The 20,605-nt window shown below is 64.2% G+C and carries 16 protein-coding genes; 12 read left to right on the plus strand and 4 right to left on the minus strand.

The genetic code is table 11. The features are described from left to right. Positions 1 to 80: 80 nt before the first annotated feature. The 3 genes from ACWIFB_RS16460 to ACWIFB_RS16470 all read left to right on the plus strand — a co-directional run bounded on the left by ACWIFB_RS16460 (position 81) and on the right by ACWIFB_RS16470 (position 3,757). A complete protein-coding gene (locus tag ACWIFB_RS16460; RefSeq protein WP_454058821.1) occupies positions 81 to 1,013 on the plus strand; it encodes a LysR family transcriptional regulator in 933 nt (310 codons plus the stop codon). Next, positions 1,010 to 1,903 (plus strand): serine hydrolase, encoded by an 894-nt coding sequence (locus tag ACWIFB_RS16465; protein WP_454058809.1) that lies wholly within the window; start codon positions 1,010 to 1,012, stop codon positions 1,901 to 1,903. Before ACWIFB_RS16460 ends, ACWIFB_RS16465 begins: the two co-directional genes overlap by 4 nt. A gap of 75 nt (positions 1,904 to 1,978) precedes the next feature. Then, positions 1,979 to 3,757: a penicillin-binding transpeptidase domain-containing protein gene (locus ACWIFB_RS16470; protein WP_454058810.1), complete on the plus strand. Its 1,779-nt coding sequence runs from the start codon at positions 1,979 to 1,981 to the stop codon at positions 3,755 to 3,757. Between the two features lie 103 nt (positions 3,758 to 3,860). On the opposite strand, the gene ACWIFB_RS16475 is transcribed toward ACWIFB_RS16470, so the two are convergent. Then, positions 3,861 to 4,073, minus strand: coding sequence for a hypothetical protein (locus ACWIFB_RS16475; RefSeq protein WP_378002120.1), 213 nt, complete (start codon positions 4,071 to 4,073; stop codon positions 3,861 to 3,863). A gap of 714 nt (positions 4,074 to 4,787) precedes the next feature. Between ACWIFB_RS16475 and ACWIFB_RS16480 the strand changes: the two genes are divergently transcribed. Beyond that, positions 4,788 to 5,804 (plus strand): hypothetical protein, encoded by a 1,017-nt coding sequence (locus tag ACWIFB_RS16480; RefSeq protein WP_454058811.1) that lies wholly within the window; start codon positions 4,788 to 4,790, stop codon positions 5,802 to 5,804. A gap of 6 nt (positions 5,805 to 5,810) precedes the next feature. On the opposite strand, the gene ACWIFB_RS16485 is transcribed toward ACWIFB_RS16480, so the two are convergent. Beyond that, a complete protein-coding gene (locus ACWIFB_RS16485; RefSeq protein WP_454058812.1) occupies positions 5,811 to 6,581 on the minus strand; it encodes a recombinase family protein in 771 nt (256 codons plus the stop codon). A 362-nt stretch (positions 6,582 to 6,943) separates the two neighbouring features. Between ACWIFB_RS16485 and ACWIFB_RS16490 the strand changes: the two genes are divergently transcribed. From ACWIFB_RS16490 to ACWIFB_RS16510, 5 genes are all read left to right on the plus strand, one after another. Next, positions 6,944 to 7,930, plus strand: a complete 987-nt coding sequence (locus ACWIFB_RS16490; protein WP_454058813.1) for an Abi family protein — start codon at positions 6,944 to 6,946, stop codon at positions 7,928 to 7,930. Positions 7,931 to 8,143: 213 nt separating this feature from the next. Next, a complete protein-coding gene (locus ACWIFB_RS16495; protein WP_454058814.1) occupies positions 8,144 to 9,970 on the plus strand; it encodes an exonuclease domain-containing protein in 1,827 nt (608 codons plus the stop codon). A gap of 117 nt (positions 9,971 to 10,087) precedes the next feature. Beyond that, positions 10,088 to 11,182, plus strand: coding sequence for a hypothetical protein (locus ACWIFB_RS16500; protein WP_454058815.1), 1,095 nt, complete (start codon positions 10,088 to 10,090; stop codon positions 11,180 to 11,182). Positions 11,183 to 11,384: 202 nt separating this feature from the next. Beyond that, positions 11,385 to 11,630 (plus strand): type II toxin-antitoxin system Phd/YefM family antitoxin, encoded by a 246-nt coding sequence (locus tag ACWIFB_RS16505; RefSeq protein WP_033098516.1) that lies wholly within the window; start codon positions 11,385 to 11,387, stop codon positions 11,628 to 11,630. A 21-nt stretch (positions 11,631 to 11,651) separates the two neighbouring features. After that, positions 11,652 to 11,909, plus strand: a complete 258-nt coding sequence (locus ACWIFB_RS16510) for a type II toxin-antitoxin system RelE family toxin (protein ID WP_032375740.1) — start codon at positions 11,652 to 11,654, stop codon at positions 11,907 to 11,909. A gap of 597 nt (positions 11,910 to 12,506) precedes the next feature. On the opposite strand, the gene ACWIFB_RS16515 is transcribed toward ACWIFB_RS16510, so the two are convergent. Next, entirely contained in the window at positions 12,507 to 13,082 is a 576-nt protein-coding gene (locus ACWIFB_RS16515; RefSeq protein WP_033098518.1) for a ParA family protein, read from the minus strand. 1,541 nt (positions 13,083 to 14,623) lie between these two features. Here ACWIFB_RS16515 and ACWIFB_RS16520 point away from each other — a divergent pair. After that, a complete protein-coding gene (locus ACWIFB_RS16520) occupies positions 14,624 to 15,781 on the plus strand; it encodes a hypothetical protein (protein ID WP_454058816.1) in 1,158 nt (385 codons plus the stop codon). Between the two features lie 38 nt (positions 15,782 to 15,819). Here the strand turns inward: ACWIFB_RS16520 and mobF are convergent, their stop codons facing one another. Next, positions 15,820 to 19,371 carry a MobF family relaxase gene (mobF, locus tag ACWIFB_RS16525; RefSeq protein WP_454058817.1) on the minus strand — a complete coding sequence of 1,184 codons (3,552 nt, stop codon included), beginning with the start codon at positions 19,369 to 19,371 and terminating at the stop codon, positions 15,820 to 15,822. A 316-nt stretch (positions 19,372 to 19,687) separates the two neighbouring features. On the opposite strand from mobF, the gene ACWIFB_RS16530 reads away from it, so the two are divergent. Further along, a complete protein-coding gene (locus ACWIFB_RS16530; RefSeq protein ID WP_454058818.1) occupies positions 19,688 to 19,996 on the plus strand; it encodes a hypothetical protein in 309 nt (102 codons plus the stop codon). Then, positions 19,980 to 20,513 (plus strand): hypothetical protein, encoded by a 534-nt coding sequence (locus tag ACWIFB_RS16535; RefSeq protein ID WP_454058819.1) that lies wholly within the window; start codon positions 19,980 to 19,982, stop codon positions 20,511 to 20,513. Before ACWIFB_RS16530 ends, ACWIFB_RS16535 begins: the two co-directional genes overlap by 17 nt. The last annotated feature ends 92 nt before the right edge of the window (positions 20,514 to 20,605 follow it).

Below are 20,605 nucleotides of genomic sequence, written 5' to 3' on the forward strand. Positions count from 1 at the left end.
CTAATCTCGCTGTGCCCGTATTGGATAGGAGTCCTCAATCGGGGCAGGTGACGGGGGGTCGTGTCGGGCAGAATGTGCCTATGTCGTCTCGCTCTGGTTCTTCGTCGCGTGTTGACCTCACGCGCCTGTGTGCGCTCTTTCTCGCGGTCGCCGAAGAGCGTCATTTCGGCGCGGCGGCCGACCGACTGGGCACTACCCAACCGACGGTGTCTCAGGGACTGCAACGCCTGGAGGGCCATCTCGGGGTGCGATTGCTGGACCGGACACGCGACGGCGCGGTAGTCACCTCTGCGGGTCGTCATCTGCTTCCGCTGGCCCGCACTCTGGTCCGCGACGCCGCGCATTTCGAGGCAGCCGCTGGAGAACTGGCTAGCCGAGGGTTGACGTTCGCCGTCGGCGCGTCTGCCACCACCCCGGCTCATCTCAGTGCCGCCGCCGTGACGTCGATGCGCTCCCAGGTCGAGTCGGTGACTGTGGCCCGCGGGCAAGGACCCGAGTTGGTGTCGCGAGTCGAGAACGGCGAGCTCGATGTGGCGGTGTTGGAAGATCCGAGCCCCGCCGGGGATCTCGTGCGCGGGGTGATGCACCGCCTTCCACGCCGACTGGCCGTACCGGAGGGCATGATCTCCGATCCGCGGGCGCGTATCCCCCGGCAAGAACTTCGGCAGTTGGATCTGGCCGTGACACCACGAGCCACCGGACCGGCGGCTTGGGACCTGCTGATTGACCTCCTCAAAGAGGCAGGCATCGACCCACGGCCGGTGGAGGCCCCGAGCAGCGCCGACGTCCTGACCCAGGTCGCTGGCGGTTCAGCGTTCGCGGTCGTGGATGCCTTCAGCCCCACGATCGACGGCGTGCAATTGCTGGACCTGCCCGGCCGCTTCGACCACCGCTTTCGCGCCCTCGTCCACCCGGACCGGCAACGCACCCCCGACGGCCACGACATCAGGTCCCTCGTTGACAGGGGGCTGGCCAGGGTGTGCCGCACGGTGACTGGGGGCCCCACCCCGTGACCGCGCTCGATCTAGTCCGTGCCGAGCTAGCCTTCGCCGGTTGCGACGGGTGGTGCTACGCCGAGCTCATCGATCGGCCCGGCACCGGTCTGGGTATCGGCCAGGACGTTCCGGTGGTGGTGGCCTCTATGTACAAGCTGCACCTCATGGTGGCGGCCTGCCGCGCGGCAGCGGCCGGCACTCTGGACCTGACACAACGGGTCACCATCACCCCCAATGAGCACACGCCGGGGCCGACCGGCTTCGCCCTCTTCGCCGACGACGTCGAGGTCTCGATCCGCGATCTCGTGCGCATGATGATTACGGTCTCAGACAACACCGCCGCCGAAGCAGTGCAACGCCTCCTACCCGCGGGCGCCCTCGACGAGACTCTCTTGGCCCTTGACCTCCAGACCACGGTGATCCGCGGAGGTGTGAGAGCCCAGCAACAACTGACGATCTCCGAACTCGGCGCACACGACTGGCAAGACGCCGCCCACCTGCTGGCAACCGACCCCGCCACCGACCAGGTCCACGCCTACGACCCCGCGTACGTCTCGCACAGCACTGCCCGAGCGCTATGCCAGCTGATGCGCGCAATCTGGACGAACACCGCCTCCGACCCCCAGCAGTGCGCGTTCATGCGGGAGGTCCTAGGCCAGCAGATCTGGCCGCACCGCATCGCAAGCGGGTTCCCTTTGGCATCGACAGCGGTCGCCGGCAAAACCGGCACCATTGGCCGGATCCGCGCCGAGACCGCCGTTGTCCAACCGGACGGTGAGCCACCGGTCGTCGTGTGCGTTGTAACCCGGGCAGCCCGCGCCGACGCGGCGCTGCCCACAGTCGACACCGCCATCGGGCGTATCGCGCGGCTCCTCGTCAACGAGATACGAACAGGCGCTCAGCTGTAGCGATAACGTCCGCCAATCACGGGCGGCGAACGCGGCACTTGGACAGGTCAGCAACCCGACGGCTTTCATAATCGCATGCACCGTTTGCGCCGCTCGACGCTCGCCGTGATCCTGACCGCCACACTCCCCTTGGCGTCCTGCGGCCTGTTGTTCTCGGATCCGCGTCAGGAGAACCTCGACGGGTTCGTTGACGCCCTCCAGCGCAAGGACGCCGTCGCGGCCGCAGCGTTCACCTCTACACCGGAGGTTGCGGCCACTGACCTGCAACGCACCTTCGACGGGATCGGCACCACGCAGATCTCCGCCCGCGTCCCCGACATCGGAGACTCGGTCACCACGCGACACGAACTCCAACTGCAATGGCGGGTACCTTCCGGCGACACCGCCACCAGCACAGGAATCGTCACGTTCGCACCCGGCGACACGGTGGCGTGGTCACCATCCATTCTCGACTCTCGTGCGACCACCGGCGGCTACCTTGGCTACTCGGACACCAAGAAGTACACCGCGCCCATCGTCGACCGAAACGACATCCGAATCATGGGCTGGGCCCCGGTCACAATGGTCTCACTGGCCCCCGATTCCCGCGCCTCGGCAGCGCAAGTCGCATCCCTGCTGAACGAAATCGAACCATCTATCACGGCGGAGACGATCCGAACCGGGATGGCCGCCACACCCGGTACCGACTACACCGTGGTCTCGCTTCGCCAAGAAGACATTGAGCCGATTCGGGGCATGCTGGAGACTGTCCCCGGGATCAGCCTCACCGAACAAGGTCGACTCGTCACCTCCGACCCTAGGATTCACTCCCCGGCCTTCGCCGGCCTGCCCGACTACTGGAACGAGCGCCTCACCGCTGGCGCTGGATGGGCCCTGCAAGTCATCAACCCCTCGGGCACCTTCGAACTCGGCGGACGCGAACCCGAGAGCCTGCGCAACATCGGAACCACCATCGACGTCGCCCTCCAAGCAGCCGCGCAAAACGCCGTCGACGCCCTAGACGCCCCAGCAACGATCGTCGCAATCGAACCGACCACTGGCGGGGTCCTGGCCGTCGCCCAGAACCCCGCCGCCGACGCCCAAGGACCCATCTCGTTGACCGGCCTCTACCCGCCCGGATCCACCTTCAAGACAGTGACGACAGCAGCGGCACTCGACGCCGGCCTGGCCACAGCCGACACCCCCCTTGCCTGCCCCTCCCGGGCCACCATCGAGGGACGATCCATCCCCAACGACAACGAGTTCGATCTCGGCACCGTCCCGCTACACACGGCATTCGCCCAATCGTGCAACACCACCCAAGGGGCACTCGCGGTCCAACTCAGCCCCGAGGCGATGCGCGACACCGCCGCGCGACTCGGGTTCGGTGTCGACTTCCACGCGCCCGCACTAACCACCGTCACCGGACAAGTACCAGTGACCACCGGCGGAGCAGCACGCGTCGAAGCGGCCATCGGACAAGGCACCGTCACGGCAAGCCCATTCGGCATCGCAGTCATGGAAGCCTCACTCGCCAACAACGGACAGATGATCCTGCCGACCCTCATTCAAGACGAACACACAACCTCCGACCAGACACCCGACCCTCTCCCAGCCGAAACCGTCGCCGCACTCCGGACGATGATGCGCGAAACCGTCACCAGCGGCTCCGCCAGCAGCCTGGCCGACATCGAAGACCTCGGCGGCAAAACCGGCACCGCCGAAACCGGAAACGGACCAGCCCACGGCTGGTTCGCGGGAATCGTCCACGACATCGCATTCTGCGCCTTCATCGAAGGCGCCGACAGCTCAGGACCCGCCGTCGCGATGTCAGGCCAATTCCTCCGCGGCGCCGGAGAAGCCCTCACCCGCTAAACCGGCCCACCCAAACTCAGAACGTCTGTCGACCCCCCGTACAGATCGAACGCCGATAGCCAGACCTTATGTAAAGGGGAGCGCACCAAGGCTCTTGAGCTGGCTAGTCATCGAGCGACTCGAGTAGGTCAATCAGCTCTTCGATGCTGAACTTGATTCCGTTTCCTTCGCGGGTCTTACCCTTCATCCACTCGCCGGTAGCTTGGCCGATCCGGAGATCTCCACGATGGTTGCCCTGGTTGTCGGCGATGGCCAGGCTGATGCCCTTATTCTTCAGCTCGATGGTGACGCCGCTGAGGTCTGCTCTAATCTGCATCCCGTCATCATTGACGAGTTCCCATGGCGCGCGCCACCGGCTCGCGGTTCGCAAGTGAACTACAGCGCGCCGCCGGACGAGGCAGTTCTTGACCACTGGCCGGGCTTCCGTGTCCGCAGGCACCGCTTCCTAGTATCTAGCTGCGGATCTGCTCGCTCGTTCGCGCCCGAAAGTGTCGGCTACTTCGTGAGGGAAACAGCGGAACTCCGACGAGATCGAGGCTTGGGACGACAATCAGTACGAGAAGCATCGCATCGCCTTCGAGCACGCGGAGATCGGCGAACCAGAAGAGCCCGATCACTCATAGCCAAGAATGGGCGCCCCCTGAGACCGGGGCCATCACGTCATCGTCATAGTCCTCGCCAGCCTGACGATAACCATCGGATTCGCCAGTTCCCTCCCCAATCAAGACGCCCCGCCACCGCCCGCAGTCCTCGCACGCGCGCATCCTCAAGCTGCCGCAGAAGCAGCGCTCCGCCACGAACCGACAGTGGAACGCGATCTCGTTATGCTTCAGCGCCCGAATCCACATCTTGCGGCGCAAGGGTCACATCGTGGACACGGTGAGAGAGCATGACGGGTTGTCCCGCTCCTTTTACCGCGGTCATCGCGACGAAGATGACAGCGCCAACACCTAACTCGGGTGTGTCGTACACAGCACATATAATCGGGCCACCATCTTCGGAGGGGTCCGGCGTGAATTATCGGGACTACATGGACGATCAGACCTGCCGGCTCGTAGAGCAGACTCGGCAGCAGATGATCGCTGGGATGATCCCGGAGATCAGTCAGCCCACGTTCGACATTCCCCAGCTCGCCAGGCCCCGATTAGGTGCAATGGACCAGCTCAACAAGCAGGCCAGTGAGATCGCCGGCACTGCACTCCTGAGCAACACCCGTCTCGAGGCACAGCTCGACCGGCAATCGAAGAGGTTCGCTGATGCCGCACTCCAGCGCTTCGGCCACATGGGGCCATCGATCAGCGAGCAGATCGAAACGTCCGGAACAAACGATTTCGGCACCTACTTCGGCACGGGACTAGGCGTTATCGGGCGGGCACAAGAGGCACTGAAGCTAATCAACCGGCCACCCACAGTCTTCGAAGCGCTGTACGGGACCAAGGGCTCCAGCTCCCTGTTCGACACCATGGGCCCTACCGTCTCGCAGATGACCGCCCGCCTGGCGGACACGGACGCGTGGAAGGGGCTCGGAGCCACTCCGGCTTACAGCGTCTACGAAAATTGGCGCCTCGCCAACGTTGGGGCACTCGCCAATATCGACGGTGTCTTCGGCTCTCTCCGAGAGGCGATTGACTTCGAGGGCTCACTGAAGACGTCAGGGCTGGCCCAGGCTGTCTTCTTCGAAGCAAGGAGGTTGCTGGACGACCAAGCCGCCAGGCTGGCTGAAGCCGAGCTCACTGAGACTGCCAACACCGGGGTTGATGAAGCACTCGAAGCAGACCAGAACCTCTCAGTCGTTGTCGACTACATACAGCGGTACTTCGTCGTGTACCTGGGCTACCCACCCGCGCAAGCCCACACTCTGGTACGTCGAATTATCTGGATTCTTCTATTCAGCCTCTCGCTTTATACCCACTCTCAGGTGAAGGGCCAATTGAACGACACGGTCGAGTTTGGACTCGGCATGGTCACGCTGTCTGCAATCGGTGCGGTTTCTACGAAGGGGGCCGACACCCTAATTCCCGACGGCAAACCAGACATAACTGACTGACTCTCTCTACGGAGTCTGGCGTTGGAGGGCCCGGTACAGCGTGGACCGCCCCACACCGAGATCACGGGCGATCGCCGATGGCCCCTCCCCTGCCTCGATACGGTCGCGGGCCTTGTCGATCTGCTCAGGGGCCAGGACACGTTTGCGTCCCTTGTACTTGCCCTTCGTCTTGGCGATAGCGATGCCCTCAGCCTGGCGTTCACGGATGATGGCCCGCTCGAACTCCGCGAACGCCCCGAGCAGCGACAGCATCAGATCCGCTCGAGGATCCTGGGTGCCGGCGGCGTAGGTGGCCCGCTCGTGGACGAACTCCACACTCGCGCCCTTAGCCGTGATCTCGCCAACGATCTGCTTGAGATCCACCAACGAACGAGCGAGACGGTCCATCGACGCAACAACCAGCTCGTCACCATCTCGCAGGTATCCGATGCACTCTTCGAGCTTCACGCGATCGGCGCGAGAGCGAGCCGACTGTTTCTCGATATAGACCCGGTCGCACTCCCCCACCGCCTCGAGCTGACGCGCCTCATTCTGATCCGCCGCCGACACCCGCACGTACGCCACCCGCTGTCCACGCGGACGCGAGGCCTGGCGAGCCTGCTTCGGCTTTGGCGATACCTCGACGACGTTCTCTGAGTCCGTCGACTCCACCCGAAAGTTCCAACCCAACTCGTCCCGACGCCGGAACCGAGTCCGCTCCTTCCCGCGACTGACGATGAGCACCTCCTCGCCACCGTCACCCGAACGGTTCAGCAACGTCCCGATCCGATCAGCCACCAGAAGACCCTTTCGCCCGGAATCTGTATCAATGCATCTTAGACCCGACGGGACGACGTTTCATAAGTATCAAACTGGACCCTGTGACACAGCAACGATGGCCGGCGGCATGCCGTCCCGCACGGGTGTACCCCATCGGCACATGTGCCGGCCATTTTGATTCATTGAGAATTTGCGTGCGAAGCACTCCGTGCCGAAATTCCACGCTGTCCGCCCTTCGCGGCAAAGTCGACTTGCTGCAGCCGTGCCCCAAGACGGTCAGTAGGACCGGGTGCTACGGTGGTGTCACCACATCCCCCACGCCTCTCTCAGAAGCGCACTTGGGGGATTTTCTTTGTCACGGGTCAGAGGAGGAGCTATCGATGCCTCGACCATCCCGTCCCCGGGGCTCACTTACCTACGGCAAGCCGCCGCTGCCCCTCGACGAGCTCGTTGATCGCCTCTCCAACCGCGGCTTAGACATTCCCGATCCGGGGAGGTCCGAACGATACCTTCGTCACATCGGCTACTACCGACTCTCGCCCTATACGATCCCCTTCCAACAAGGCGAGCCCGATCACCTGTTCCGCGAGGGCACAACTTTCGACGATGTACTCGACCTCTACGTCTTCGACCGGGCGCTGCGGTTGTTGGTCATGGACGCTCTTGAACGGGTCGAGGTAGCCGTCCGCGCGGCACTCACCGACCACATGGCGAACACCTACAACGATCCGCACTGGTACATGGATGTGGCACACTTCCGCCATCCGGGCCGGCACGCCGGCCTCTTGCAAATCGTTCGGTCTACCTGCGACGAGCGACTGCGCGGGTCACCCGACGCAGGAGAAGATTCGCTGGTCCACCGCTCAGCTCTAGAGCATTACCTGACGACCTACGATTCGCCCGAGCTTCCGCCGTCTTGGCTCATGGTGGAGACACTCACCATCGGCCAACTAAGTGGCACTTACCGCAATCTCGCGCAACGCGCCGACCGCACGGCGATCGCCAAAAGCATCGGGTTGACCGCGGCGGTATTGGAGTCCTGGATGTTGACCTACGTTCGTGTGCGCAACATTTGCGCACATCACGGGCGACTATGGAACGTCGGCCTGGGCGTTTACCCAGCCATCCCGACCTCTTCGAAGATCTCGTGGTTGAAAGACTCGGACGCCCTACCGGCACGATCCCGGAAGCGCCTCTACCCGGTGCTGGTGTCGCTGCAGTCCGTACTCAACTCCGTATCGCCCCACAGCAGCTGGGCCCAGCGCCTCCATGAGCTACTGAGAACGCGTCCTGCAATGAATCTTGCCGGCGCAGGCATCCCCGTAGCTTGGGCAAGCGATGAATTCTGGAGCCGCCACCTCGCATAACACGGGACCGGGCGGCGAGAAGGCTCTGCTCAACCACCGTCGCGAGTACCCCACCTGCGCACTCCGGGCACGCACGATCGGCACCTGCTTGACGGACGTGGCGACCACGGGGATGTGCTCAAGCCACCTCCCCGTGTCAGAGCGGCGATATAGCCTCCGGTTCATCACCTTCAGGAGGTCGAATTGTCGCAACTGCAGGGGTACGGCGCAGTCGTGTCCATCACGCCTCACTACCTAGTCGTCGAGCGCAACTGGCTCATCGCCAAAGCTGCCGGTACTCGCATCGACATCCCGCTACGCGAAGTCATTGGACTGCACGTCAAACAGCCGTCGATGCTGACCAACGGGTGGATTCAGCTATGCGTGGGTGCGCCCCGACCAGCGCTCGGCCGCACCGCAGCGCCAAGTGACCCCCACACCGTGATGTTCAAGCGCAACCAGCGAGACCAGATGGACAGTCTGCTGCAATTCCTGCACCACGTTGTCGAGGTCAACCACACCCACCAGCCACCAGCGAACACCTCTAGTTCGACCATTGCCCCTGTGGCGCCCTCCGTGGCCACACCTTCCGTGCGAGAGTTCGCACCGAGACCTGGCTCACAAGAGGGCCCCACTCCCCGGCTGGAGCCAACGCTCCACGCTGAAGTGGCAATGTCCACCGGGCCGAGCTTTGTCGGCTTCGACGTCGAAACCGCCAACAGCGCCCGAGGGAGCATCTGCGCTATCGGGCTGACCGTCATAAACGCAGGCCAAGTCACTGCTACCCATTCATGGCTATGCCGTCCACCGGCCGGACTTGAACGCTTCGACGCCGGAAACATCGGAATACACGGGATCACCCCCCGCGATGTGGCACAACAGCCGAACTTCCGCGATCGACTCGGCGACATGCTCGACCTCATCGGGGATCTACCGCTAGTCGCCCATAACGCTGCGTTCGATATCGGCGCTCTACGCGAGGCATCCGTTGCCGAGTCAGTGACGTGGCGGCCCCTGCATTACGGCTGCACACTGCAGTGGTCCCGAAAGGACCTGCCTGAGCTGCCCAATCACAAGCTCCCCACTGTGGCCCACGCACTCGGCGTGCCCCTGCGTCACCACCATGACGCCTCAGCGGATGCTGCTGCCGCTGCCGGAATAGCACTCGAACTAATGCACCGACGCGGCACCGCCACCCTCGACACCTACGTCACCGCAACAGGAATCACTCTCGGCCGCGCCACCGTGGACACCGTGGAAGCTCCCCGCAACACGACTCGCAAAGGCGTCCCGGCGTGGGTGTCGGTTCGCTCCAGCGCTACCCCGCCAGACCCGGACCCGAACGCTAACCCCACCCATCCCCTACACGGCCACACAGTGGTTCTAACCGGGAACTTAGCTGGATTCAGTCGCGACGAAGCATGGGCACGTCTGGCTCAGTGCGGTGCCCGAGTGAACAAGACCGTCACCCGGCGCACGTCCGTTCTCATCGCCGGATATTGGCCTGACGAGACCAGTCACCCACCGTCAACGGAGAAGTACAGCGAAGCGTGCCGCCTCCAAACCGCTGGCCAGCCCCTTTCAATCATCGACCAGCACCAGATGGAACTCCTGCTGGCCGGGGACCGCTCAGTGGAGTTGCCTGACCTAACCGCCCCGCCGGCTGTCGACGCCTACGCCTTGGCTGACGACAGTCAGATCGCTCCGCAACACCGCCACGATCCCCGACAGCAGGTCCGTGGCCGCCACTTCGGTGCGTGGAGCGAGCCGATCAAACAACTCAAACGCGATAACCGCCTCGACGAAGCCCTCGAACTTCTCCTTGAGGTCATCGACGTCGTGGAACGGCCTGAGAACTGCTCACGCGGATGCCCCGCTCCCGGATGGACCGAGCAGGCAGCAATCGTCTACCGCAAACAGAAAGACCACGCGAGCGAAGTTGCCATCCTCCAACGGTGGCTCGACACTGCACACCGAAATGGTGTCGTCGTCGATTCCTCCCACCCAATTATGCAGCGCAGCGCCAAAGCCAAAGCCCTGTTTGAGAAACAGCGAAGCTAAGAGGCCACTGGACTCGGCAGCGCCTCGCCGGGGTCAGGACGATGCTGACATCTCCGCAGCTAGGACAAGGAGACGATGTGGATATGCGCCGATGCACGTCGGTACTGGTGGTGCGCGGTGAGTGATGAGTCAGAGCTCTGGCGGCACAACTTCAAGCAATTGTTGTTTTTCATCGAGGTTGCGAAGGACAACTTTCAAGCTGCTCCCCGTTCCAAGGGATTTGCCGAGCGATCGATGAAGGAGGGCCTGCGGGAGGGGGTCTTCCACCATCTTCTGCAGGAGCGTGAGAGAAGAGCAATCTACAGTGCAGACCTTAGGGAGATCGTCGATCCTGCCCTCGAGACAGCCGTCATCTTTCTCGGCGGGCCGTTCTCGACGCCCAAACTGTTGGCGGAGCAACTTGAAGTGATCGCCGCACAGTGCAGAAGTGCCATCGGAGCAATCGACGCCATGCAGGACGAAGAAGAAGTTGAACAGGTCGTCGAGGAGTTCGAGACGCGCTACTTGGCAACGTTGGCAACGACCTTGTCGGCCCACCACACCCTCGCTAGTAAGCTCGCGAATCGCAAGGAGGCCGACGGGGAGCACTTCGACGTGGGCGAATATTCCTTCGCCAGGGAGCCAGGACCCGGGCGTGTGCATGTTGCCGACTTGGACAAGGCGATGGACAGCGGCGTGAGTACGTTCAGCGCCACGCGAGGGTTCGTGTCCTACGAGCGCTTCCCTCCGATCCAGATCATGACGTACGGGCAGTGGTTCGCGTACATTCACGCGATCTGGGATGAGTGGTACCGGCCTCGATTGGCTGCGGCGCACTCGCGTCGCCTCGACGAAGAACTGTTGAAGAACGATATCAAGAGTGGGTTCATGGGCGATCTTAACAAGATCAGAAATGACGTAATTCACAACAAATCTCGAGTTAAAGAAAGTGCGAGAAACACGATCCTCTCCTGGGCTACAGAAGACGGTTTAGTGGGGATGACCACCGAAAGAATGATGGGGCTGCGGACGATGTTTCCGCGCGATGATCTGCTCGCAAAGCCTACGCGCAACAATCCCCCAAAGACGCAGAATCTTCCATGGACCGCAGATACCGAACTGATAAGTTCGGTCAAGCAGCGACTGACGGATCTCGGACTCACCAAGCGGCAGCAGAAGGAAGTCGGAGACGAGATGCTGCGACTGTGGCTGGGTGCGAACACCGTTGGCTAATAGACAAGGCGGAGTCGGCTCGCCCAATTAGACGAACGGACGCCCCGCCGGTGATGCCAGGGGCCGACCAGCCACTGTCCCTCTTCGCCGATAATGTCAGATTCCGTCAAGTGTGCGGATCAGGAGAGACGAGTCGATCCCACTGCGCGCGGCATCTACGGACCACTAGACCGCGAGTTGTACAAGATGTACTATTGGGGTCATGGTGACCACGACGCTCAGTAACTTCCGCGCCCATCAGAGCAAGGTGCTCGACGCCGCACAGCGGGCGCCTGTGGAGATCCTCAGCCGTGGCAGCCGTCGTCGCGCCGTTGTCGTCTCGCCGGAGTTCTTCGACCGGGCACTGCAGGCCCTGGAGGATCAGGCCGACGTTCAGGGCGCGGCCGACGCTCGCCGTGAGGGCGGCAGCATCTCCCACGAGGAGCTCATGGCGGAACTGGGCCTGTAAACCTGCGCACCCCACTCGCTGATGCCCTATTCGATCACCTATAAGCCCTCGGCCGCCAAAGCCCTCCGCAAAGTCCATCCCACCGAGCAAAAGCGAATCGTCCGCGCCATCGAGGCCCTCGCGGTGACACCGCGACCGCCTGGCGCGATTCAGCTCGCCGGAGGCGATGGCGAACTCCGCATCCGCGTGGGCGACTACCGCATCATCTACGACATCGAGGATGACGCTCTCGTCGTACTTGTGCTGCGCATTGGGCACCGCGGCGACGTCTACAAGTGACTCCGTCCCACTCAGAGTCGCCACCGGGCGTTCGATGAGACGCCACTCGCAGACGCCGGTAGGACGCGTTTCGACGATCCGCAGTCGGCACGGCTCGCGATTGCAAGTTCCAACGCCTAAGCAGACAAGCCGAAGCTGCTAGAACTGCTCGTTACCCAGGATCTCGAAGCCACCAAGGGCGGCCCACTAACGGCATGAACATCATCCAGTCATCGACTGCACCGATACGCGGGAACACAAGTGGGTCAACGCGGCCCGGCCGCCGAGAGTTCTGCCAGCAGGAAAGCGACCCAGAACCATGCAGCGGTATATACCTCAATCCCTTTTTGCCGACTACGGTGTTTACCACTGGGTGAAACTACTCAGGAAGCGCGTTTCGGATAGCGGCCTCGATAAACTCAGACACCGTCTCCCCTTGCTGGATGGCCGCGATCTTCGCTCTCCGGTACACCTCAACATCAAGCGCTAGAGATGTCTTCGTACGCCGAGGACCGGCCGGGCGTGCGGCTTCGGAAGCAGAGAACGTCTCCGAGACCGGCCGGATGGGAGCTGCGGCCCGTGGGCGCAAACTACGGCTCACCGGTTCCGATTTGCCACTCATTTAGTCACCTCAACGATCTCGTCCATCAGGTCTCGATAGCCGAAGAAGCTTGTTGGACATATGCCGAATGACTGGCGTATCGCCTGTCGCTTCCCAATCACATTCTCGAATACGAACACCCCTTCCGATTCAAGGGCCTCCTTCGTGAGCTCAAGCAGCTTAGTGCCGAGCTCAACGCTCGTGAGAAGGACGCCAGCTGGCTTATGCGCAGCAGCCTCCAACGTTGGCCAGACGCGCTGGAGGTCTAACCCAGACGGCGCAGTGGGGACCACGACAACATCCGCCGCATCGATCGCGGCCTGAATGATGTCAGCAGCACCCGGAGGCGTGTCGATCACTGTGATATCGCTACTAGATGCGCGCGAAAGCGTGATCTTGTTCGCGGGCGAGACTTGAAACGGCAAAGGCACACCCCCCTCCGTCGCAATCTCAGCCCAACTAGTGGCGGACCCCTGAGGATCCGCGTCTAGCAACTCAGTCGACTTGCCCTGCGCGCTCGCGACCGTCGCTAGGTAAATGGCGGTGGTCGTCTTACCGACGCCACCCTTGGTGTTAACTACCGCAATCTTCAAAACCCGCTACACCTCTATCCTCTTATGCCGAGATACCGCTGTACCCGTTCTGGTCATTACCTCGATACCAAAACCTCAGCACAGGAGTGTGCCAGCCACGCCGAACGTCCCGAAATACCTTTGGACCATTAGCGGTACAGCGGGAACCACCGTTCGACCGTTGACGGTATTACGGTATGCACCGGTGTTGGTGTTTCGGTAAGTACCGATGCTGGTGTGCCGCCGCCGCTGACCGCCGACAGAGCCGTAGACGGCGCCAAAAACTCCACCTCACCTAGGCGTGTCGATAGGATTTGTGGCGCCAAGTGTGGGAGTTTTCCTCCCATGGCGACGAAGCAGCGGGGCCCCGGGCGACCGTCATTCGGCGAGCGCATGCGCGTGCCCGTCCGTATGGCCCCTGAGGTGTACGAGGCACTTCGGGTGGAAGCCAGGTCTAGAGGCGTCTCGATGTCTCAGTACTTGGCTGACCTCGCCGCCATCAATCTTGGCCTGCCCGAGGCCGTAGTTCCACCTGCAGATGAGGAGGCAATTTCAGCGTGAAGCGGTGGCCGGCCCGTGCCCGGCCAACAGTTGAACACCCCGCAACCCTGAAATGACTAATCCCGGCCCACTGGCAGGTGGACCGGGATCGAAAGTCAAGAGTTCGAGTTACCGCTCAAACTCGGTGTTGCTCACCAATTAGGAGAGCTGTGCTTCCAGGCACCTCTCAGAGTAAGTCATACCCATCGGATGGTCCAGTCGCTCTGATCGGCGTGTCTCGCTCTGACCTCGATAACCTCACAACCCGAGATTCCACCTGGTGGTGGGACTCTGTGGTGTGCGCGTGGAGTCCGCGCCCGTATGTGCGTGTCGACTTGCACAAGGCGCACACCTTCGCCTCCACCAGGCGCCTCACCGACGGCGCGCCGGGGGAGGGGACGCCTTTCGCGCTGCACTTGACCGATGAATCAGGCAAGTTTCGGCTCCTCGCCCTCGATTTCGACGCCCACCATGCCGGCTCAACCGCGGACAAAGACCTCGCCGCGTGCACAGCTGCCCTGACTGCCACGGGCATCGAGCACTTGGTGTGCTCGTCAGGACCTGGTGGGGGATACCACGTATGGATCCGGCTGAGCACCGCCGTCTCCCCGCAGCGCCTGGCACCGATCATCGACGCTTTCAGCGCCGCGTGGCCCTCGCTGGATCGGGGCCCGCTGTCCAACTCGCGTACAGGTTGTGTCCGCGCCCCAAGCGCACCCCACCGCGCCGGCGGCACATCGATGCCCCTGACAGATCCCCATATTCGCCCGGTGTCCCTGCGCGTTTTGCGCACAGTTCGCACGCGGCTGACACAACCCCCTCAGACTAAGGGCACCTCCACCGCCGGTGCTGGGATCGTCCCGATTCCTGTGCACGTCGATGTGCAAGGGCACCCGTGCCTTGCCGGGCCCAGGCGCCCCCTGAACCCGCAGATACGTGCACTTGCCCGCGCCCCGATCAGTGCCCGAACGGATGCCTCTGCGGTGGGGTGGTCAATCCTGTTGGCCTGCGCCCACGCTCGGATGCAGTATCGCGACGTGCACGAGGCTGCTTTCACCGACCGCTGGCCCGGGTTGGAGTTTGTACGGACTAGCCGCACCAGTGCGGGCGAGCGCACCCCTCGATTCGATGCGGAAGCCGAGTTGACCCGCCAGTGGGCCAAAGCGGTCACCGCGGCCAGCTTTACCCCCCGCAGCACCACCGCGCCCTCACCGGCCCGCCGGGCAGCCGAAGCGATCGTCGCTGAGCTGTTGCCCCGGATGAACGCCCAGCCCGACAGATGGGCCGGTAAGACCGGGGCCCAGGATCGGCTGCTTCTCCTGGGCTTGGCGGCCCGGACCCTGGCAGCAGCCGCAGACAACGTGCAGCTGTCCGAGCGCGACTGGGCCATCGCCGTCGGCCTGACGCGAGACGTCGTGACCAGCCGTCTGAAGGTGTTGGTCCAGCAGGGCTGGATTGCACGGGTCCAAAGATCAGCAGGCCCCTGGGCGGCAGTCTGGCGGGTCGGAAGACCTGGGGGCGGGAAACAAAGAAGTGGTGCAGTATTTTCCGCCAAGCTAGAGCAGAGGCTGCAGGGGGAGTTGGAGCGTGCTCGCGCTGATATCTGGCACGCTCGCTCGCTGGGAGTGCTCGGGTTGCGGGTATGGGAGTTGCTGAGCAGCGAACGGTTGTCGGTCAAGCAGGTAGCGGCTCGGCTGGGGGTGTGTGCGGCAACGGTTCGCAGCAAGATTGCTGCGCTCCAGTCCTACGGCTTGGCCACCTCCAGTGGGCGCGCCTATCAGGGCCGTTCCCGATTGGCTCGGGCTGCGGCCCTGGCGGGAGTGACGGGAGCACACGCTGATCGGGTGCGTCTGTACAGGCTGCAGTCGGCGGTGTTCGTGTGGTGGTTCACCACCCGCTATCAGCCGGAGCGCTCCGATGCGCTGGCCGAGTGGGGCATGTTTCCCACCCCGGATGAGGCCGAGAACGTCCACCCGGTCGATATCGCATTGGCCTACGGCGTCACCAGTACCGGCCCCCCGGTACAGGCAACAACATGGGGCGCGGCGATGGCCGCGCAGGAGCGGCACCGGGAGCACGATCCCGGTAGTTGGTGGGAACTTGTTGCCGCGGCTCGGGCTGCGCTGCCGGCCCCCGACATGCTGCTTGCACCCCATCAGTGGGCTGCCACCGCTGCCTGACACCACCATGGGTGGCTGTCCCTGTGAGACCAGGCATGTCACCACAGGTCGGGGGAGGTGTCCGGTCCTGTCGCCTGCCCCCAATCCGAAGAAGCACCCAGGGGCTCGACGTCTGGTCCATGCTCGTGTTCTGCGGCGCGGTGTTCGAGGTAGGAGGCGACGAAGTCGTCGGCGTCGGGCGTGCTGGTGCCGTCCGGGGTGGTTCTGGTGAGCTTTTCGCGGGTGGTGGTCAGCCAGGTGGCGAGTTCGGCATCGCCTGCGGTGGTTTCTGGTGGGGGAGTGGGCAGGGCGTCGGGTTCGCCGTGTTCTCTGGTCGCTTCTCTGGTCGCGTGACGTATCCGGTGTGCGATGACGGCGCCTGCGGATTGCGCGGTGTCGAGGTTGTCGGTGGCCTCGAGCCACAGTTCGCGGGGGTCCAGTCCTGCTTGGGCTGCTTCGGTCCAGGCGTGTTCGAGGTCAGCCCGCGCTGCGGGGTCGGCCTCGAGGTGGTGGGTGTGGGTGCGGGGGAGTGCGTCGAGGTATTCGGGCAGGGTGTTCGCGGTGAAGGTGTGGGCGGCCAGGTCGGCGCCGTGGCGGTAGAGCTGTTCGAGGCGTTCGGGTGCGGTGGCGGTGGTGTATTCCTGCCGCAGGGTGTCAATGGCTGAGGTGTTGCGGGTGTCGCGGCCCAGCACACCGGTCAGGACCTGTGTGGGTGTGGGGGCGTTCTGGTCGCCGGCCGAGTGCATGTGGGCGTCTTCGGCGCCCAGGTCGAGGGAGTGCTCGCACACCGTGTAGGCGCGGTTTTCTTTTTTGCCGCGGGTCATGGCCACGTATAGGCCGGCGCGGTCGACGGTGTTGTCGATGACGGCGTGGGTGGTGTCGACGGTGGCGCCTTGGGCGCGGTGGATGGTGCTGGCGTATCCGAGGTGGATGTTGGTGTGGGCGTAGCTGGCGGGGATGAGCATGTCGGCGCCGGTGTTCTGGTCCCGCACGGCCAGGGCGCCGTCGTCGGTGATGCCGGTGACGGTGAACAGTTGGCCGTTGATGACCCGGCCCAGGGGGGTGTGGTCGTTGTCGGTGTGGAGGGTGGCGTTGGTGCGGGCGATGACGGTGTCCCCGACACCGACGGCATCACCGCGGGACACGCGGATGGTGTGGGTGTCGTCGACCAGCCCGGTGCTGATGCGGTCGGCTCGGATGAGGTCGTTGAGGGTGTCAACGTCGGTGTTGGTGGAGGCGATCACCAGACAGCGCCGGCCAGCAGCAGTGTCTGCCAGGAAGGCGTGTGCGGCGTCGGTGAGCATCTGCTCCCGGTGGCCACCGGTGAGCCATCCCCGGTCGGTGTAGAGGCCAAGGGCGTCGGGGTTGCCGTCACGAAGGGCGAGGGTGGCTTCGGCTTGCTCGTTGTCTGCGCCCATGCGCATGACCTCGCGCAGTTCGGGGGTTCCCGGGGTGCGGGTCAGGTCGGCCAGCAGGCCTGCGGTCTCCACGGCGGATAGCTGTTTGGGGTCGCCGACCAGACGCAGGACGGCCCCGGATTCGGCGGCGATCTCGGTCAAGGCGGCCAGGTTCTCGGTGCTGGCCATGCCGGCTTCATCCACCAGCAGCATGTCGCCGGGGGAGATGGTCACCGGCAGGGCTGCGAGGGTGCGGCCGGGCTGGTTGGGGTTGCGGCCCAGCCACGTGAACGTCAGTGAGTCGATGGTGTGGCAGTCGGCGCCGATGTCCTCGGACAGGATGGCCGCAGCAGCGGCGGACGGTGCCAGTCCGATCACGGTGCGTCCGGTTGCGTGCCAGGTGTCGGCGACGATCTTCATGGAGGCGGTCTTGCCGGTGCCGGCCGGTCCGACGCCGGCAGCGAGCAGGGTTCCGGCCCCGACCAGGTGCCCGGCCAGCGCCCGCTGGCCGGCATTCAGGCTCCACCCTTCGCTTGTCTCGTGTTCGGCCAGGACATGCTCGAGGACCGCTGCCGGGGCGGTGACCGCGACCGGGGTACGCGCAGCATCCAGGGCAAGCTGTTCGGCGTCCAGGACGGCGTGGGTGGTGAACTTTTCGGTGTTGGCGTGCCGGTCCACCCCGGCCCCGTCCGGACGGGTCAGGGCACCCGGCAGGTCGAGGATTTCTGGTGGGGTCAAAGGGATGACCAACTCATCCATGGCGGTGTCCATCACCGCCTGGTGCGCCTGTTCCAGGGTCTGCTCGCCGGTGAACACGTAGCCCTTGAGTGCGGTCGACACCGCGGTCTGAACGTGCGAGCGGCGGAACTGTGCGCGCCTGGCCGTCACCGCCTCCACTGCCCGCTGGGCCACGGCGCGGGCGTGGGTTTCGGCGTTGAAGATGTCCCGCTCGACTCCGGCCTTGCCGTGCCGGGTGACCCGGTCGGTGAGGGTGTCCAGGGCGTGCTCATCGACGATCTGTGCGGCCCGCTCGCGCCAGCCGGCGCGGTGCTCGTCCAGCGACAGGGCCGGCTTTTTGGCGTCGCGGGTATCCAGGATGGCTTTCTGCCACAGGGCATACGAGGCCCGTTGTCCGGGTTGGCGGCCGTGCTTTGCGACGTAGTCGGCAACGAGCTGGTTGTAGACCGGGCGGGCCATCGCCCGTCGTGAGGAGAAAGCGTCGATCAGCTTGCGGTCGATGCCGGCGATTTCCCAGATCGGTGCCTTGTCCGGGTGCGGGTAGTGGGCCTGGAATTCCACGCCCATTCTCCGGGTGAGTTTGTCGTGCAGGATCGCGTCGTAGCGCGACGAGATCGCCTGATGCATCTGGAAGATGGCCCGCCCGTCCAGGGAGAGCCAGCGCCCGTCGGGGGCCTGGACTTTGTTGGCGATCAGCACGTGCGAGTGCAGGTCCGGGTCGCCGCCTCGGGTGTCAAAATGGGTGAACTCGGAGGCGATGATCCCGCCGGTTTCGACCTGTTTGATGCCTCCGGTCCCGACCCGGGTGTAGATGGCGTTGTCCTCGGCCCACGCCAGCGCTTCGGCGACGGCTTCGTGATGCAAAGCGGCGATGTGGGAGGCGGTGTTCTCGTCGGCCAGTGCCCACCAGACGCTGACACTTTTCACCGGAGAGAACGTGAAATCGAATCCGGCGACGGCTTGTTTGACGCGGTCGCGTTCCCGGTTGACCCAGGCGATGACGTCTTCCCCGGAGGCGTGCTCGTAGCCGAACTCCTTGGTGTAGAACGGGCGGGCCGTACCTTCGGCGATCTGGCCTCGTTCCTCGCCGGTGGGGCGCCGTCCTTCGACGGCGAGGAAGGTTTTCTCGGCAGTAGCAATAGCCTGAAGGACCTCGACGCCGCCGGTGTAGATCGGGAAACTTCGGCCCAACTTGCAGGCCGCGAGGGGCGCGCCGTCGGCCATCTTCTGGTCGGTGTCCGGGTGCAGTCCCTCCCCGTACAGGGCGGCCATCTGTTCCTCGGTCACGGTGGCCCCGACGGTCGCGGTCTCGGAGTTCAATCCGGTCAGTCCGGAGCCGATCCAGACCCCCGGTGGGGTGCCTTTGGCGGCGTAGTAGTCCGACAGTGACTTGCCTTCGGGGTCGGCGTCATGTGTCGCGACCGAGCGCAGCAGGTACTGGTATCCAGTCCCTGCGTGAACCGCTCGCAGACTCATCACAGCCTCCAGCGTATGCGGCCTCGTGCGGGGCGTCTACGCCCCACGAGGCCGCAGGGCCCTGACCAGGTGTTTCCCGTCATTCACTAGAAGTGCATACTGTGTGTGGCAGTTTGTGACGAGCCCCAGCGAGGATGATTTAGCACGGCCAGGGCTAGATGTGGTGCGGCGATCGGGGACCAGGACGGCGCGACGATGACGGCGGCATGGTGGTTGGGCATTGCGGCACTGTTGGTAGGGCAATAGGGTCGATCACATGGCGGCTACCAAGACTGATTCACGTTCACAAACCGCACGCGCGAGGGCTCGTCAGGCGATGGCCGACGAGCTGGAGCGGGCACGCAAGCGCGAGGCCAAGCTGGTCGCGGTGTTCTCGGCGATCGACGCCCGCAATGACGCGCAGATCGCCCTCGGCCAGGCGCTGGTCGAGCTTCGGGACCTGGGTGTGGTGCAGGCCGACCTGGCAGAGATGACCGGACTGTCCGCCCGCGAAGTCGGCGCCGCGATCCGCGCCGCCAAGGACAACACCACCGACACCGACGACACGGTCAACGATGCCGACAGCGGTGACACGCCAGCGGCGGATCAGACCTCGGCGGACACCAACGGTGACCAACAGCACTGAGCCCGTCTCCGGCGGATGGTTCGAGGACATCCCGCTGCCGGGAATGGACGCCCGTCCCCGGCCCCGGCCTGCCGCGAGGCGGTCCAGGCCGTACGACTCGACACTGCCTCCGACCGCGGCGGCGATTGCCGCGTTTGAGTCCCGGGTCGTGCGCGCCCCGGGCAATGGATGCCACATCTGGACCGGCGCCATCTCCGACGGGTACGGACGGATCACCTGGCGACAAGGCGGCGTCAGCAGAACCGAGTACGCACACCGCTTCGCCCTCCTAGTCGCCGGCCACCTGACCGCCGAGGCGATCGGGGAGCACCGCTGCAACGAACCCCTGTGCGTGCGCGTAGACCCCGGCCATCTCATCGCCTCAACCCAATCGGCGAACCTGCTCTACGCGGTCGCCTGCGGACGCACCGGCATCATCCGCAACACCACCGAACGCCACGACCGCCACGCCCGCTCCCTCGCCGTCCGCGAAGCGGTCGCCGGCGGCTGGAACCCCAAGGCTTACGCCCAAGCTTGACGACGGACACGAGAGACTGCCCGTAGGCGGTCACGAAGGTGCCCGCTGGCGGACGTGAGAGTTGCCCGCTGGCGGTCATGGGATCTGCCCGA

The sequence above is a fragment of the Dietzia sp. NPDC055340 genome, assembly GCF_053645335.1.